Consider the following 15,327-nt stretch of genomic DNA (forward strand, 5'->3'; position numbering starts at 1 on the left):
GGCGGGGGTCGGGGGCCGGGGGCCGGCCGGTCCTGCTGACCGCTCGTCCGGTGCGCCGCTCGGGCGCGCCGCTCAGGTGGTGGAACCGGCCTCCGGGGAGGCGTCGCCCGTGGCCGGTGCCTCCGTGGTGTCCGCCGTGTCCGTGGCGTCCGGCGCCTTCGCCAGCGCGATCGTCTCGCGCGCCGCGACCGACACCGTGTCCTGGGGACGCTGGTCCGGGGCGTTCTCCGGGTGGTGGCAGGCCGCCTGGTGGCCGGGCGCGAGCTGGATCAGCGGCGGCTCGGTGGTCTTGCAGATCTCCGTCGCCTTCCAGCACCGGGTGTGGAAGCGGCAGCCGCTCGGCGGCTTGATCGGCGACGGCACATCGCCCTTGAGCAGGATCCGGTCGCTCTTCGCCCCGCGCCTGCTCGGGTCGGGCACCGGCACCGCGGAGAGCAGCGCCTTGGTGTACGGGTGCTTGGGAGACTCGTACAGCGACGAGCGGTCCGCCAGCTCGACGATCTTGCCGAGGTACATCACGGCGATCCGGTCCGACACATGGCGGATGACCGAGAGGTCGTGGGCGATGATCACATAGGTGAGGCCCAGCTCCTCCTGGAGGTCGTCCAGCAGGTTCACGACCTGCGCCTGGATCGACACGTCCAGCGCCGAGACCGGCTCGTCGGCCACGACCAGCTTCGGGTTGAGCGCGAGCGCCCGCGCGATACCGATGCGCTGCCGCTGGCCGCCGGAGAACTCGTGCGGATAGCGGTTGTAGTGCTCGGGGCTCAGGCCCACCAGCTCCAGCAGCCGCTGGACCTCCTTCTTCACCCCGCCCTCGGGCTCGATGCCCTGGAGCTTGAAGGGGGTGCCGACGATCCCGCCGATGGTGTGGCGCGGGTTCAGCGAGCCGTACGGGTCCTGGAAGATCATCTGGACGTCGCGGCGCATCGGCCGCATGGCGCCGGCCGAGAGATGCGTGATGTCCCGGCCCTCGAACTCGACCTTTCCGCCGGTCGGTTCGAGCAGCCGCGTGATCAGCCGGCCCATCGTCGACTTGCCGCAGCCGGACTCACCGACCACACCGAGGGTCTCCCCCGGACGGACGTCGAAGGAGAGCCCGTCGACCGCCTGGACCGCTCCGACCTTGCGCTTGAGCACGCCCTTGGTGATCGGGAAGTGCTTGACCAGGCCGGTGACCTTGAGGAGCGGCTCGGGGCCGGAACCGTCCGGTACCTGGCCCGCCCCCTGCTCGGGAATCTTCTTGCTCGGATCAGTCACAGCTTCGGCGCAATCTCTTCGGTCCAGATCTGTTCCCGCTCCGCCGGCGACATGTGGCAGGCGGAGAAGTGCCCGTCGGTGATCTGCCGCAGCTCAGGACGCTCGGTGCGGGTGATGTTGTCCTTGGGGATGTCCGCGTACGGGCAGCGCGGGTGGAAGGCGCAGCCGGACGGGACATTGATCAGGCTCGGCGGGGTTCCCTTGACCGGCACCAGCCGGTCGGTCTGCTCCCGGTCGATGCGGGGCATCGAGCCCAGCAGACCCCAGGTGTAGGGGTGCTGGGGCCGGTAGAAGACCTTCTCCGCGGTGCCGCGCTCGATACAGCGGCCCGCGTACATCACCAGCAGCTCGTCCGCGATCTCGGCGACGACGCCCAGGTCATGGGTGATGATCACGACCGCCGAGTGGAACTCCTTCTGGAGGTCCCGGATGAGGTCGAGGATCTGCGCCTGGACGGTGACGTCCAGGGCGGTCGTCGGCTCGTCGGCGATCAGGAGCTGGGGGTTGTTGACCAGGGCCATCGCGATCATCGCGCGCTGGCGCATACCGCCGGAGAACTGGTGCGGGTAGTCGTGGTAGCGCTGCGCCGGCTCGGGGATGCCGACCCGGTCGAGCATCTCGACGGCCCGCTTCTTCGCGGTCTTCTTGTCCACGGCGTTGTGGACGCGGTAGGCCTCCACGATCTGCGCGCCGATGCTGTAGTACGGGTGCAGCGCGGACAGCGGGTCCTGGAAGATCATGGCCATCTTCTGGCCGCGCAGCTTGCGCACCCGCTCGGGACCGGCGCCGATCAGCTCCTCGCCGTCCAGCCAGATCTCACCGGAGATCCTGGCCCGCTCGGAGCTGTGCAGGCCCATGATGCCCAGCGAGGTCACGGACTTGCCGGAGCCGGACTCACCGACGATGCCGAGGGTCTGGCCGGCCTTCAGGTCGAAGCTGACGCCGTCGACGGACCTCACCAGGCCGTCGTCGGTGTCGAAGTGGATCCGCAGGTCCCGGACGGACAGGAACGACGTGTCGGACGTGTCGGACGTGTCAACGGAGACCGGGGCGGCCGTACCCGCGTCCGTACCCGCAGCCGTAGCGGCCTCGTCCGCGTCCGTCTTGCGTACGTCGCTCATGAGAGCCTCACCCGGGGGTCGATCGCGGCGTACACAAGGTCCACCAGCAGGTTGCAGACAACGATGAAGAAGGCCGCGACCAGCGTCACAGCCATCACCTTGGGCAGGTCGCTCTGGGTCACGCCCTGGATGGCGTAGGCGCCCATGCCCTGGAAGGAGAAGACGCGCTCGGTGATGACCGCGCCGCCGAGCAGCAGCGCGAAGTCCATGCCGAAGATGGTGACGAGCGGGGTCAGTGCGGCGCGCAGGCCGTGCTTGACGACCACGTCGCGCTCCCGCAGACCCTTCGCCCGCGCGGTTCTGATGTAGTCCTCGCCCATCGTCTCCAGCATTCCGGCGCGCGTGAGCCGCGCGTAGAGCGCCGAGTAGAGGAAGGCGAGCGTGCACCAGGGAAGGATCAGATTCCAGGCCCACTCGCCCGGATTCTCGGTGAACGGCACGAATTCGAGGTTGTCCCAGATCGTCCAGTGGAAGCTGAACAGGGCCAGGGAGACCAGACCGGTGAAGAACATCGGCAGCGAGACACCGGCCAGCGCGACGCTCATGGCGAGACGGTCGAAGATCGATCCCCGCTTGAGGGCGGAGAGCACGCCGATCGCGACACCGGAGAGGACCCAGAGGACCGCCGCGCCGACGGCGAGCGACAGCGTCACCGGTATGCGCTGGACGATCTCGGGCCAGATCTCGATATGGGTCTTGAACGAGTACCCGAAGCACGGCGCGTGGCACACCGAGGGGTTGGGGCCGAAGTTGTACTCGGCGCCGACCACGATGGCCTTGATGAAGTGCCAGTACTGAAGGTAGAGGGGCTGGTCGAGCCCCAGGTTCTTCTTGACGGCGGCGATGGCGTCCGGGTCAGGACTCTTGCCGATGTACTGGGCGGCCAGCGAGTCGGTCGTCTGCCCGCCGAGGCGGGGCACAAGGAAGAAGATCGCGAACGTGACTGCGCTGACCACCAGCAGCAGCAACACCGCGGCGAAGACGCGTCGGATGATGTACGCAGCCACAGCCGTGCGGTGCCGGGCCGTCCGGGCGGGATACGCCTGGACGGCCCGACACCTTCACCTGCCTTTCGGGGGGTGCTGTTTTGATGTACAGGTGTTACGTGGTGTTACCGGACAGGGCCCGGTGTGTCACTTGGCCGAGGTCATCAGCACGTAGTCGTACATGCCGAGGTAGGCCTCGGTGACCGTGACGTTGGCCGCGGACTCGGGCCGGTAGAGCAGGTTCTTGCGGTAGAAGAGCGGAACGACCGAGGCGTTCTGCATGACGAGCTCGTCCACATTGCCCCAGGCGGCCTGACGGGCCGCGGGGTCAACGGTGCCGATACCGTCCGACAGCGCCTTGTTGATCTTCGGGTCGTTGAGCTCCATCAGGTTCGTGCCACCGGAGGGCTTGATGGCCGAACCGTTCACGATCTGGTCGAGGAAGCCGAAGCCGGTCGGCCAGTCGGCACCCCAGGCCATCATCATGAGACCCGCGTTGTTCTTGTGGACCCAGGCCGGCACACCGGCGAAGTCCGTGAAGTACTTGTCGGACGGGAACGTCTTGATGTCCGCCGTGATCCCGACCTTCTTCAGGCTCTCCTGGATCTGGGTGGCCACGGTGACCTCGTCGGGACGGTCCGCGCGGGCCGTCAGCGTGGTCTTGAAGCCGCCCGGCTTGCCACAGGCGGTGAGGGCCGCCTTGGCCTTGGCCGCGTCACCCTTGCTCTCGGGCGTCGCGTACAGGTCGAACTTCTTGTAACCGCTCACCGACGGCGGGATCAGCGTGCTGGCCGGGTCACCCTTGACCGAACCGCCGATGGAGTTGACCGCACCGGACTTGTCGACCGCGTACTGGACGGCCTTGCGGCAGTCGATGTTGTCGAACGGCTTCACGTTGACGTTCATCGCCATGTACTGGAGCGCGCCCGCGTAGGGGTTGTCCGTCTTGGCCTTCTCGTCGGCCTTGACGAGCACCTTCGGCTGCGTCTTGGCCTGGAGGCCGGTGCCGCCGACGTCCGCGGTGATCGTGTCGTTGAGCAGGTGCTCGTCGATCGTCGTCGCGTTGACGTTGAGCTTCAGCTCGATCTTGTCCGGCAGCGCCTTGCGGATCGGGTCGTTCGCCTGGTCCCACTCGGGGTTCCGGGAAAGCGTCGCGCCGCTGCTCTCGCTGTACGAGTCGAACTTGTACGGGCCGGACGAGACGATGTTCTGGACGTACTCGGCACCCTTGTCGGCCTTCTGCGGGACCGGAGCGGTCTGCGAGAAGGCGGCCAGGTAGTCCATGTCCGCGAACGGCTTGTTGAGCTTGAACGTGATCGTGTAGTCGTCCGGGGTCTCGATCGACTTCAGACCCTCGGGGGACTTGTCCTTGTACGGACCCTTGTACTTGTCGCCGCCCTCGAGGTAGGCCTTGAAGTACGTCGGGCCGTTGGACAGCGCCTCGGGCGCGAAGTTGCTGCGCTCGATCGCGTACTTGACGTCCTTCGAGGTGACCTCGGTGCCGTCCTGGTACTTCACGCCCTTGCGGAGCGTGTACGTCCAGGTCTTGGCGTCGGGGCTGGCCTTGCCGAGCGAGGTCGCGAGGTCGGGAACGACCTCCAGGCCCTCCTTGCCGGCGGCCGGCTTGAAGGTGACCAGGGAACGGCCGTACAGGCGGGAGAAGTTCTGCACCCAGCCGTAGTACGTGTTGCCCGGGTCCAGGGAGTCCGGGCCGCTGGAGTGCTCGAAGACGACCGTCCCCCCCTTCTTGTCGGTCGTGTTGACAATGCTCGACATCGCGGCATCGGCCTTGGCGCTGCCGCCACTCTTGTTGCCGTCGTCACTGTCCTTGTCGGAGCTGCCGCAGGCACTCGCACCGAGCGCCATGGCCAGCGTCACGGCGATGGCCGCTGCCGTCTTTCTGCTGTTCATCCTGAGGAAAGCCCCCTCGATTGACCGATGCGGCAGGGCCGCGATTACTTGCCACGGGGGTCGAGTGCGTCACGCAGCCCGTCCCCCAGCAGATTGAACGCCAGCACGGTGATGAAGATCGCCATGCCGGGGATGATCATGAACATCGGGTCGACCTGGTAGAGGTCGACCGCGGTGGACAGCATGCCGCCCCATGAAGCCTGCGGCGGAGCGATACCCACGCCCAGGAAGCTCAGAGAAGCCTCGAAGAGGATATTGGTGGGGATCAGCAGGGTGGAGTACACGAGGATCGGCGCGACCAGGTTCGGCAGCAGCTCCCGGAACAGGATGAACGGTCCCCGCGCGCCCAGTGACCGGGCCGCCTCCACGAACTCCCGCTCCCGCAGACTGAGCGTCTGCGCGCGCACGATCCGGCCGATGTACGGCCAGCTGAAGAAGCCGATCACGAAGATCAGCACGGCGATGCGGAGGGGCAGCCCCTCCAGGCCGAACGCGCTGCCCTGGAGCGACGCCGAGATCGAGATCGCGAAGAGCAGGAGCGGGAAGGCGAGGAAGGTGTCCATCAGGCGGCTGATGGCACTGTCCACCCAGCCGCCGTAGAACCCGGCCACGACGCCCATCACGACGCCGATGACGACCGAGAGCAACGTCGATCCGGCCGCGACCACCAGAGAGACCCAGGAGCCCTCGATGATGCGGGCCAGGATGTCACGCCCGGTCTGCGGCTCGACGCCCAGCGGGTGGTCCCAGCTGATGCCGCCGAAGGACCCCTTGGGCGCCAGCAGGGCGGGATCCACCAGATCCTGGTTGAAGGCGTTGGGGTCGAGTCCGAACACCGACTGGATCGGCTTGGACAGTACGGCGACAAGAACCAGCAGGATCACGATGACGCCGCCCGCTACGGCGACCTTGTCCCGCTTGAAACGCGTCCACGCGATCCGGCCGAGCGAACGGCCTTCGATCTGCTTGCCCCCGGCGCCCTCCAGGACCGCTTCCGGCTGCGCTTGCGCCGCCGACCCGGTGGTCTCGATAGGTGCCGTCATTGCGCTGGAGACCCCTCTCGGCCGACGGTGGCCGGCCCATGACCGCCGCTGTAGCGGCTCTTTCACATCACATGGCACATGTGGTCCCCCTGTGGCGGGAACTGCTTCTGTCAGCGCATCGCACACTAGGCCGAGACCACTTGCTCCACGGAGTCTTCAACCACTTCGCGATCACCCGCCAGCCCCAACGGGGAATGTTTGCTCAAACGTGATGCGGGTAGAGGGTTTCCGTTATCCGGACGGCTCGCCCGTCTCAGCGGACCATCTCGGTCACTATTCCACCAGATCGGACATGCGGTTCATCTCGCTCGATATCGGGCGGAACCGGAGCATCCGTATCGCCCGCCCCACGGTGCCCCGCAGACGGCGACCCGGGCGGTGGCCCGGTCGGTGGCCCGGCAGGCGGCGGCTCAGTAGGCGTGGGAGGCGGGCGGCGGATAGCCGTAGCCCGATGTGGGCGCGGGAGAGGCGTGCGCCTCACGGTCGTAGAACGGCCGGGAGTTGGCGCGCAGCCACATCGTCACCGGGTCGTACTCGTCGGACATCGCCACGGTCGAGACCGGCAGTCCGTCCGGGACCGCCGTGATCGACTGCCGCATCATGGTGCGCACGGAGTCCACCGAGGCCGGGCTCGTGTCGTACAGATCGAGCCCGATCGTCAGATACGGGACGCCGAGCGCCGGCTGCACCCAGGCGCGGCGCAGCGAGCGGACCGCCGCGGTGCGGTGGGCGTTCTGGGTGAGCAGGGCGTAGAACTGCGGAAGCTCGATGGCCGGTTCGGAGAGGCGCAGCGGTCCCGCGGGCATCCGGTCGAGCCCGGTGGCGATCCGCCGCAGATCGAGCCAGGGGATGCCGACCCCGCCGCCGGGAGCGTGCGGGTTGAGCCAGATGCCCCAGCGGTCCGGGTAGAGCGCGCGGGCGATGTCCCGGCCGGAGACCACCTCGTACGCACGGGTCCAGCCGCTGACGGCGAGTTCCTGGGCGGAGGTGACGCACGGGGCGTACCCGAGTCCGTCGATCTCCATGTTCCCGTACTGGGCGTCCGGCGAGCCGGCCCGGCCGTGCCAGAGCAGCATCCAGACGCTGTCGTCGGCGAGGGCCTGGAGGAGCGCCTCGTACGCGTCGTAGCGTCCTGGCGTCACCTGGCGCAGCATCTGCTCGACCTGCCCGGCCGCCGCGGTGCCTGACGCGCTCACTGTGGGTCCCGCCCCTCTTCGATCCGCCATTCGGCCCGCACCCCCGGACCCCGTGACCCCCGTGCGGGAGGGCCTGTCCGGGCGTCCGGTGCGGGGGCTCAGCCATGGAACCAGCTTAGGCGCCCGCCCTGACACCGCCTTGACGCCCGGTGTGCTTCCCGCGCGGGCGAGGGCGCGGCCGCACTTCTGTGGCCTGCTCGTACCCGCGAAGGCGGGATGTACCCGCGAAGGCCGTACGTACCCGCGAAGGCCGTACGTACCCGAGCCGCCTCCCGCGCGCCGCGTCGCCGCTCGGGCTACGCCCGCTGGTAGAAGGGCCGTATCTTCGCCAGCAGATAGTCGCCGACCGGGTCCTGGGCCACATCGAGCAGGATGAGATTGACGGGCCAGTCCACCCGTACCCGGCCCAGCGCGCGGCCGAGCGCGTCCAGCGGCGCGTTGCGGTCGGCGGCCTCCCAGGAGGAGAGCTGTACGCCGATGAAGAGCGCCGGGGAGTCCCCCTCAACACTGGCGAGCGCGCGGCGGGCCGAGAGCACCACACCGGATGCCTCGAACTCGGCCGCGGCGGCGGTGAGGAAGTCGACCGGGTCCTCCTGCCAGTCCGGCTCGAAGAGCCTGACCCGGCCGCCGGCGGCCGGTCCGTCGAGCGGCGTGCGGCCCGCCCGGCACAGTTCGGCGACGGCGGGCGGCGGCAGGGGCATCCCGACCATGCCGCCCGGGTTGACCGCTATGCCGAGCTGCGGGGGCAGCCCCCGGGCGAAGTCACGGGCCGGGGCGACGGTGAAGGGCATATGGGCGCCCACGCACTGGAGGAACTGCTGCTGGGAGCTGAACACCGGGACATAGGGAGCGCCCTCTATCTCCAGGGTCGGCAGATCGAGGGCGAGGCTGTCGGGTCCGCCCCCGTTGGGCAGCGGCACCCAGACCTCGCTGCGTCCGAGCACCTCCACCAGCCGGCCGCCCGCCCCCTGGCTGCCGAGCGAGGCGGCGAGCACCTCTTCCAGCTCATTGCCCGGCCATGCAGTATCCACTGTGTCTTCCTCCGCCCTCGTGCCTGCCGCAGCACCCTAACGCCGCAGGCCGGGGCCCGTACCCGCCCGTGCGGTGGTCAGTCCCGCGTCACTCGCCCGCGGCGGCGGGGAAGGCGATCCGGTCGAGGGCTCCCGCGGCGTCCCGGTCCAGCAGCACCGCCGTGGCACAGCCCCGGGGCAGCCGGCCCGCCGCGGCGCCGGCCAGCAGCAGGCCGACGGCCCTGCGGTGGCGGGCGAACGCGTAGCCGGAGACCCCCCGGCCGCGCTCCCGCTGGCCCGCGCGGGCCACGTCCGGCGGGACGTCCAGCAGGACGAGATGGAGCCGGCGGCCGCGTCTTCGGGCCTCGCGGGCCAGCCAGCGCCGTACCCATCTCTGCGTACCGCAGTCGTGGACGACCACGCTCCGGCCGGAGCGGAGCGCGCGCCGCAGTCCCGCGTAATGCGCCATACGGACGAGGGGGCGGTAGACGGCGTAGGGGAGCCCGCCCGGCAGTCTGCGCTCCCAGCGGTCCCTGGCGTCCTGGGAGTCGATCCCGCCGCCCTCGGCGGCCCGCCGGATCAGGGTGGACTTCCCGCTGCCCGGCAGTCCGGAGACCACCACCAGGTCCCCCGCGGTGAAGGCCAGGGCGCCCGGGACCCGGCCCCGGCGCTCCCGGAGATCCCGTACGACCGCCACGGGGCGTGCCGCGGCCTCCCGGTCGGACACCCCCTGCTGTGACGGCACCCCCGCCCTCGTCACATACGCGCCGGACCCCTGCGACGTCATCGCCGTCCCCCCTGTCAGCTCAGTCGGCCTGGCCCATGACCCTTGCCCACAAAGTGTAAAGAAATGGTAATGCGGTACAAGCTTTTCACGCCCTCCGGCAACTTGCGGGCCAGGCGCTCCGAACCACCCGAATGCGTGCGATGATGTGCCCGCCAACTGCATACCGGCCGTTTGAATCCGCGCGGGAGAGTCCCGGTCACCGTGTGCGCCGGGCGCCGAAGGAGCAAGTCCCTCCCTTGAATCTCTCAGGCCCCGTACCGCGTGGATGAGGCAGATCTGAAAAGCGGGCCGCAGCGCTGCGGCTCCACCCAAGGTGCAAGTCATGACCCCGAGTACGTGTGGTCGTGGTGAACCTCTCAGGTTCCGATGACAGATGGGGAGGACCGTCCTCGCCGTCATGCCCTGGGAGCCACACCGATGCATCACGCCCCCCCGAGCAGCACCCCCCGTACCACCGCCCTCGACGCCGTGCACCGCGCGCTGGGCGCGACCATGACCGACTTCGCGGGCTGGGACATGCCGCTGCGCTACGGCAGCGAGCGCGACGAGCACCACGCGGTCCGGACGAGGGCCGGGCTCTTCGATCTGTCGCACATGGGCGAGATCACCGTCTCGGGTCCCGCCGCCGGCGGGCTGCTGGACCACGCGCTGGTCGGCAATATCGGCGCCGTCGCCGTGGGCCGCGCCCGCTACACCATGATCTGCCAGGAGGACGGCGGGATCCTGGACGACCTGATCGTCTACCGCCTCGGTGAGGACGAGTATCTGGTCGTCGCCAACGCCTCCAACGCGCAGACCGTGCTGGACGCGCTGACCGCCCGCTCGGCCGGCTTCGACGCCGAGGTGCGCGACGACCGTGACGCGTACGCGCTGCTGGCCGTCCAGGGGCCGGAGTCACCCGGCATCCTCAGGTCGCTGACCGACGCCGACCTGGACGGGCTCAAGTACTACGCGGGTCTGCCGGGCACGGTGGCCGGTGTCCCGGCGCTGATCGCCCGGACGGGCTATACCGGCGAGGACGGTTTCGAGCTGTTCGTCGAGCCCCGGTACGCCGAGACTCTGTGGCGGGCGCTGACCGAGGCCGGTGAGGGGGCCGGCCTGGTGCCCTGCGGGCTCTCCTGCCGCGACACCCTGCGGCTGGAGGCGGGCATGCCGCTGTACGGGAACGAGCTGAGCACCGCTCTGACTCCGTTCGACGCGGGCCTCGGCCGGGTCGTGAAGTTCGAGAAGACGTCGAACGGAGGCGCCTTCGTCGGACGCGAGGCCCTGGAGGCGGCGGCCGAGCGGGCCGCGGGCGCCCCGCCCCGCAAGCTGGTCGGCCTGATCGCCGAGGGCCGCCGGGTCCCGCGCGCCGGCTACCAGGTCGTCGCGGACGGGAAGGTCGTCGGCGAGGTCACCTCGGGCGCCCCCTCCCCCACCCTGGGCAGGCCGATCGCCATGGCGTACGTCGACGCCTCGCACGCCGAGCCGGGCACGGCGGGCGTCGGTGTCGACATCCGCGGCTCCCACGAGCCGTACGAGGTCGTGGCGCTGCCCTTCTACAAGCGCCAGAAGTGATACGGACGTCATCGGCGGCATCCCTTCGCGCGCCGGCGCCTTCCCCTTCCATCCCGTTTTCCACCCCGTTTTCCGCCCCGTTCCCGTCTCGTTCCGCAAGACAGCGGTTCCGCACCACTCCCCCGCGTACAGGAGAATTCAGGTCATGAGCAACCCCCAGCAGCTCCGCTACACCAAGGAGCACGAGTGGCTGACGGACCCCGTGGACGGGGTGTCGACGGTCGGGATCACCGAGTTCGCCGCCAATGCCCTCGGCGATGTCGTCTTCGCCCAGCTTCCGGAGGTCGGTGACACGGTGACCGCGGGCGAGTCCTGCGGGGAGCTGGAGTCGACCAAGTCGGTCAGCGATCTGTACGCCCCGGTGACCGGTGAGGTCACCGAGACGAACCAGGACGTGGTGGACGACCCCTCCCTGGTGAACTCCGCTCCGTTCGAAGGCGGCTGGCTGTTCAAGGTACGCGTGGCGGAGGAGCCGGCCGATCTGCTCACCGCCGACGAGTACCGAGACTTTTCCGGCAACTGACGCGCTCCGGCAACTGAGACCCCAGGGACTGTGATGACTTCGAAGTCGCTTCTGAACTCCTCGCTCCATGAACTCGACCCGGACGTCGCCGCCGCCGTCGACGCCGAACTCCACCGTCAGCAGTCGACGCTCGAAATGATCGCCTCGGAGAACTTCGCTCCGGTCGCGGTCATGGAGGCGCAGGGCTCCGTCCTGACCAACAAGTACGCCGAGGGCTACCCCGGCCGCCGCTACTACGGCGGCTGTGAGCATGTCGATGTGATCGAGCAGATCGCCATCGACCGGGTGAAGGCGCTGTTCGGCGCCGAGCACGCGAACGTCCAGCCGCACTCGGGCGCCCAGGCGAACGCGGCGGCGATGTTCGCGCTGCTCTCCCCCGGCGACACGATCATGGGTCTGAACCTCGCCCACGGCGGGCACCTCACCCATGGCATGAAGATCAACTTCTCCGGCAAGCTCTACAACGTGGTCGCCTACCACGTCGACGGCGAGACCGGCCAGATCGACATGGCCGAGGTCGAGCGGCTCGCCAAGGAGTCCCGTCCGAAGCTGATCGTGGCCGGCTGGTCGGCGTACCCCCGTCAGCTCGACTTCGCGGCGTTCCGCCGGATCGCGGACGAGGTCGGCGCGTATCTGATGGTCGACATGGCGCACTTCGCCGGTCTGGTCGCGGCGGGGCTGCACCCCAACCCGGTGCCGCACGCGCATGTCGTCACCACGACCACGCACAAGACCCTGGGCGGCCCCCGCGGCGGTGTGATCCTCTCCACCAAGGAACTGGCGAAGAAGATCAACTCCGCGGTCTTCCCGGGTCAGCAGGGCGGCCCGCTGGAGCATGTCATCGCGGGCAAGGCGGTCTCCTTCAAGGTCGCGGCGACCGAGGAGTTCAAGGAGCGCCAGCGGATCACCCTGGAGGGCGCCCGGATCCTCGCCGAGCGGCTGGTCCGTCCCGATGTGGCCGAGGCGGGCGTCTCCGTGCTCTCCGGCGGCACGGACGTCCATCTGGTCCTGGTCGATCTGCGCGACTCCGAGCTGGACGGCCAGCAGGCCGAGGACCGGCTCCACGAGATCGGCATCACGGTCAACCGCAACGCCGTCCCGAACGACCCGCGTCCCCCGATGGTCACCTCCGGTCTGCGGATCGGTACGCCGGCGCTCGCCACCCGGGGCTTCACCGCGGAGGACTTCACCGAGGTCGCGGAGATCATCGCGGCGGCCCTCAAGCCGTCCTTCGACCGTGAGGAGCTGGCCGGGCGGGTCTCCGCGCTGGCCGTGAAGCACCCGCTGTACCCCGGTCTGAAGTAACCGGGCACACCCGTCCGCACCCGGCCCGACCAGCCGCCACCCCCGGTCCGACGCCATCCGTTCGGCCCGGGTTCACGGGGCACCGCGCACACTGAACCGTGCGGCGCGGTGCCCCGGACCGTATGTACCCGTCATGTCCGCACCACCCCGGCAGACAACGGCGTCTACCAGCCAGCAAGGAGTCACCCCCGTGGCCATCTCGGTCTTCGACCTGTTCTCGATCGGTATCGGCCCGTCCAGCTCCCATACGGTCGGCCCGATGCGCGCGGCGCGCATGTTCGCCCGCCGCCTCAAGAACGAGGGTCTGCTCGCCCACACCGCCTCGGTCAGGGCGGAGCTGTACGGCTCACTGGGCGCGACCGGCCATGGCCACGGCACCCCGAAGGCCGTGCTGCTCGGTCTGGAGGGCAACTCGCCGCGCACGGTGGACGTGGAGAGCGCGGACGAACAGGCGGAACGTATCCGCACCAGCGGCCGGCTCCAGCTCCTCGGGATGCACGAGATCGCCTTCGACGCGGACTCGGATCTGGTCCTGCACCGCCGCAAGGCCCTGCCGTACCACGCCAACGGGATGACGGTCCTCGCGTACGACGGCGACGGCGGCCTGCTGCTGGAGAAGACGTACTACTCCGTGGGCGGCGGGTTCGTGGTGGACGAGGACGCGGTGGGAGAGGACCGGATCAAGCTCGACGACACCGTGCTGAGGTATCCCTTCCGCACGGGTGACGAGCTGCTGCGGCTGTCGGGGGAGACGGGGCTGTCGATCTCCGCGCTGATGATGGAGAACGAGAAGGCCTGGCGCGGCGAGGACGAGATCAGGGCCGGGCTGCTGGAGATCTGGCGGGTCATGCAGGCCTGTGTCTCGCGCGGGATGGCCCGGGAGGGCATCCTGCCCGGCGGGCTGAAGGTCCGCCGCCGCGCCGCCCACTCGGCCCGCCAGCTCCGCGCCGAGGGCGACCCGCAGGCGCACGCCATGGAGTGGATCACGCTCTACGCGATGGCCGTGAACGAGGAGAACGCGGCGGGCGGCCGGGTGGTCACCGCCCCCACCAACGGCGCCGCGGGCATCATCCCGGCGGTCCTGCACTACTACATGAACTTCGCGGCGGGCGGCGCCACGGAGCGGGAGAAGGACGACAACGTGGTCCGCTTCCTGCTGGCGGCCGGCGCCATCGGCATGCTCTTCAAGGAGAACGCCTCCATCTCCGGCGCCGAGGTCGGCTGCCAGGGCGAGGTCGGCTCCGCCTGTTCGATGGCGGCGGGCGCGCTGGCGGAGGTCCTGGGCGGCAGCGCGGAACAGGTCGAGAACGCGGCCGAGATCGGTATGGAACACAATCTGGGACTGACCTGCGACCCGGTCGGCGGTCTGGTGCAGATCCCGTGCATCGAGCGGAACGGCATGGCGGCGGTCAAGGCGGTCACGGCGGCGAAGATGGCGCTGCGCGGCGACGGCAGCCACAAGGTCTCCCTGGACAAGGTCATCAAGACCATGAAGGAGACGGGCGCGGACATGTCCGTGAAGTACAAGGAGACCGCGCGCGGCGGTCTCGCGGTGAACATCATCGAGTGCTGATCCGCCCCGCACTGATCCGTCCCGGCCCCCGATCCCTCCCGGTCCCTGATCCGCCCCGGCCCCGGATCCGCGCTGATCCGCGCCGGCGCTACGCCTCGCGCGCGAGAACGGCCTTGATGGCCTTGCCGCCGCCCGCGCCGGGACGCACGGTGACCTTCTGCGCCAGGCGCTGGACCATCGGCCAGCCGAATCCCCCGGTCCGGCCGGTGAAGTCGGGCGTGCGGTCCAGCGGCTGGGCGGGGCTCGGATCGTTCACCACGATCTGGAGGCTCCGCCGGTCGGCACGCAGATGCAAAGAGGTGACCCCGCCCGCGTGCCGCAGCGCGTTGGTGACCAGCTCCGAGGCCACCAGCACCAGGTTCTGCGCGGTGTACGGGGAAGGCGCCGGGTACAGCGCGGCGAGAAACCCGTAGGCCGCCTCCCGCGCCTCGGCCGCCAGTTCGGGATGGCAGGACCATTCGGTGTGGTCGAAGGGCTGTTCGTCACTCACAAGCGGGTGCTGCATAGGTCTCACCCCGTCGGTTGGGCTTCTCCTGCTGCCGTCTCCTCCCGTCGTTTACCCCGGCAATCGGGAGCGAAGAGCGCGCGGGCGAAGCCTGTTCCCCGGGGATTAGCTCCCGGATTCACTCCGGAATTCCCTCCGGGGCCGCGTCCGAGGGGCGCACGGGGGTCCCGCCCGGCGCCAGGGCCTCGTCGACCGTCCCGCACACGGGAAGCGCCTGCTCCAGTCCGATGATGGCGAAGAGCCGCCGGACGAAGTCGGAGGGGGCGGCCACCCGCAGCCGCCCGCCCAGCTCCGTACGGGCCTGGAGCAGGACGTTCACCGCGGTGGAGTCGGCGAAGCGCACACCGGACAGATCCACCACGACGGGTCCCGTCACCCTCCGGCCCGACTCCGCCATCGCCTCGGTGAGCGGCGCGACGGTGTCCAGATCGAGATCACCGCTGACGACGAGAACCATCGCGTCCCCGACCTGTCTCGCAGCTATTCCCAGGGCCTGGCCTGCGCTGTGGGGAGGGTGCATGGGGGGATCCTTCGGGAGCGGGCGGAGGAC

Annotated in this window: 14 protein-coding genes and 1 riboswitch; of the genes, 4 read left to right on the forward strand and 10 right to left on the reverse strand. The window is 69.5% G+C overall.

Annotated elements, in window-relative coordinates; all coding sequences use genetic code 11:
• Positions 1-72: 72 nt before the first annotated feature.
• The 8 genes from ACFYYH_RS10635 to ACFYYH_RS10670 form a co-directional block, all read right to left on the reverse strand.
• A complete protein-coding gene (locus ACFYYH_RS10635; RefSeq protein ID WP_388548573.1) occupies positions 73-1,260 on the reverse strand; it encodes an ABC transporter ATP-binding protein in 1,188 nt (395 codons plus the stop codon).
• The gene (locus ACFYYH_RS10640) at positions 1,257-2,381 is read right to left on the reverse strand and encodes an ABC transporter ATP-binding protein (RefSeq protein WP_388548576.1); all 1,125 of its coding nucleotides are present in this window, start codon (positions 2,379-2,381) and stop codon (positions 1,257-1,259) included. The genes ACFYYH_RS10635 and ACFYYH_RS10640 overlap by 4 nt, the downstream gene beginning before the upstream one ends.
• Positions 2,378-3,388, reverse strand: coding sequence for an ABC transporter permease (locus ACFYYH_RS10645; RefSeq protein ID WP_388548578.1), 1,011 nt, complete (start codon positions 3,386-3,388; stop codon positions 2,378-2,380). The genes ACFYYH_RS10640 and ACFYYH_RS10645 overlap by 4 nt, the downstream gene beginning before the upstream one ends.
• Positions 3,389-3,514: 126 nt before the next feature.
• Positions 3,515-5,278 (reverse strand): ABC transporter substrate-binding protein, encoded by a 1,764-nt coding sequence (locus ACFYYH_RS10650; RefSeq protein WP_388548580.1) that lies wholly within the window; start codon positions 5,276-5,278, stop codon positions 3,515-3,517.
• A gap of 44 nt (positions 5,279-5,322) precedes the next feature.
• Entirely contained in the window at positions 5,323-6,321 is a 999-nt protein-coding gene (locus ACFYYH_RS10655) for an ABC transporter permease (protein WP_388548583.1), read from the reverse strand.
• Between the two features lie 410 nt (positions 6,322-6,731).
• Positions 6,732-7,517, reverse strand: coding sequence for an enhanced serine sensitivity protein SseB C-terminal domain-containing protein (locus ACFYYH_RS10660; protein WP_388548586.1), 786 nt, complete (start codon positions 7,515-7,517; stop codon positions 6,732-6,734).
• A 296-nt stretch (positions 7,518-7,813) separates the two neighbouring features.
• The gene (locus ACFYYH_RS10665; protein WP_388548589.1) at positions 7,814-8,548 is read right to left on the reverse strand and encodes an enhanced serine sensitivity protein SseB; all 735 of its coding nucleotides are present in this window, start codon (positions 8,546-8,548) and stop codon (positions 7,814-7,816) included.
• Between the two features lie 88 nt (positions 8,549-8,636).
• Positions 8,637-9,314, reverse strand: a complete 678-nt coding sequence (locus tag ACFYYH_RS10670; protein ID WP_388548592.1) for an AAA family ATPase — start codon at positions 9,312-9,314, stop codon at positions 8,637-8,639.
• A 172-nt stretch (positions 9,315-9,486) separates the two neighbouring features.
• A riboswitch (glycine riboswitch) is annotated at positions 9,487-9,584 on the forward strand.
• A 147-nt stretch (positions 9,585-9,731) separates the two neighbouring features.
• Between ACFYYH_RS10670 and gcvT the strand changes: the two genes are divergently transcribed.
• The 4 genes from gcvT (at position 9,732) to ACFYYH_RS10690 (ending at position 14,272) form a co-directional block, all read left to right on the forward strand.
• A complete protein-coding gene (gene gcvT, locus ACFYYH_RS10675; RefSeq protein WP_388548595.1) occupies positions 9,732-10,871 on the forward strand; it encodes a glycine cleavage system aminomethyltransferase GcvT in 1,140 nt (379 codons plus the stop codon).
• Positions 10,872-11,016: 145 nt separating this feature from the next.
• The gene (gene gcvH / locus ACFYYH_RS10680; protein WP_388548598.1) at positions 11,017-11,394 is read left to right on the forward strand and encodes a glycine cleavage system protein GcvH; all 378 of its coding nucleotides are present in this window, start codon (positions 11,017-11,019) and stop codon (positions 11,392-11,394) included.
• 33 nt (positions 11,395-11,427) lie between these two features.
• Entirely contained in the window at positions 11,428-12,699 is a 1,272-nt protein-coding gene (glyA, locus tag ACFYYH_RS10685; RefSeq protein ID WP_388548601.1) for a serine hydroxymethyltransferase, read from the forward strand.
• A gap of 190 nt (positions 12,700-12,889) precedes the next feature.
• A complete protein-coding gene (locus ACFYYH_RS10690) occupies positions 12,890-14,272 on the forward strand; it encodes an L-serine ammonia-lyase (protein ID WP_388548604.1) in 1,383 nt (460 codons plus the stop codon).
• Between the two features lie 88 nt (positions 14,273-14,360).
• Here ACFYYH_RS10690 and ACFYYH_RS10695 read toward each other — a convergent pair whose 3' ends face one another.
• Together ACFYYH_RS10695 and ACFYYH_RS10700 are read right to left on the reverse strand one after the other, a co-directional pair.
• Entirely contained in the window at positions 14,361-14,777 is a 417-nt protein-coding gene (locus ACFYYH_RS10695; protein ID WP_388548606.1) for an ATP-binding protein, read from the reverse strand.
• Positions 14,778-14,895: 118 nt separating this feature from the next.
• On the reverse strand, positions 14,896-15,297 hold the full coding sequence (locus ACFYYH_RS10700) for an STAS domain-containing protein (RefSeq protein ID WP_388548609.1): 402 nt from the start codon (positions 15,295-15,297) through the stop codon (positions 14,896-14,898).
• Positions 15,298-15,327 lie beyond the last annotated feature (30 nt).

It is taken from the genome of Streptomyces sp. NPDC002018, assembly GCF_042890865.1.
In the GTDB taxonomy this organism is placed as follows: domain Bacteria; phylum Actinomycetota; class Actinomycetes; order Streptomycetales; family Streptomycetaceae; genus Streptomyces.

Bases quoted from the DNA above. Each gene is read 5' to 3' on its own strand.
- ACFYYH_RS10640 (WP_388548576.1), bottom strand. From the start codon at position 2,381: ATGAGCGACGTACGCAAGACGGACGCGGACGAGGCCGCTACGGCTGCG.
- ACFYYH_RS10650 (WP_388548580.1), bottom strand. From the start codon at position 5,278: ATGAACAGCAGAAAGACGGCAGCGGCCATCGCCGTGACGCTGGCCATG.
- ACFYYH_RS10655 (WP_388548583.1), bottom strand. From the start codon at position 6,321: ATGACGGCACCTATCGAGACCACCGGGTCGGCGGCGCAAGCGCAGCCG.
- ACFYYH_RS10670 (WP_388548592.1), bottom strand. From the start codon at position 9,314: ATGACGTCGCAGGGGTCCGGCGCGTATGTGACGAGGGCGGGGGTGCCG.
- gcvT (WP_388548595.1), top strand. From the start codon at position 9,732: ATGCATCACGCCCCCCCGAGCAGCACCCCCCGTACCACCGCCCTCGAC.
- gcvH (WP_388548598.1), top strand. From the start codon at position 11,017: ATGAGCAACCCCCAGCAGCTCCGCTACACCAAGGAGCACGAGTGGCTG.
- glyA (WP_388548601.1), top strand. From the start codon at position 11,428: ATGACTTCGAAGTCGCTTCTGAACTCCTCGCTCCATGAACTCGACCCG.
- ACFYYH_RS10695 (WP_388548606.1), bottom strand. From the start codon at position 14,777: ATGCAGCACCCGCTTGTGAGTGACGAACAGCCCTTCGACCACACCGAA.
- ACFYYH_RS10700 (WP_388548609.1), bottom strand. From the start codon at position 15,297: ATGCACCCTCCCCACAGCGCAGGCCAGGCCCTGGGAATAGCTGCGAGA.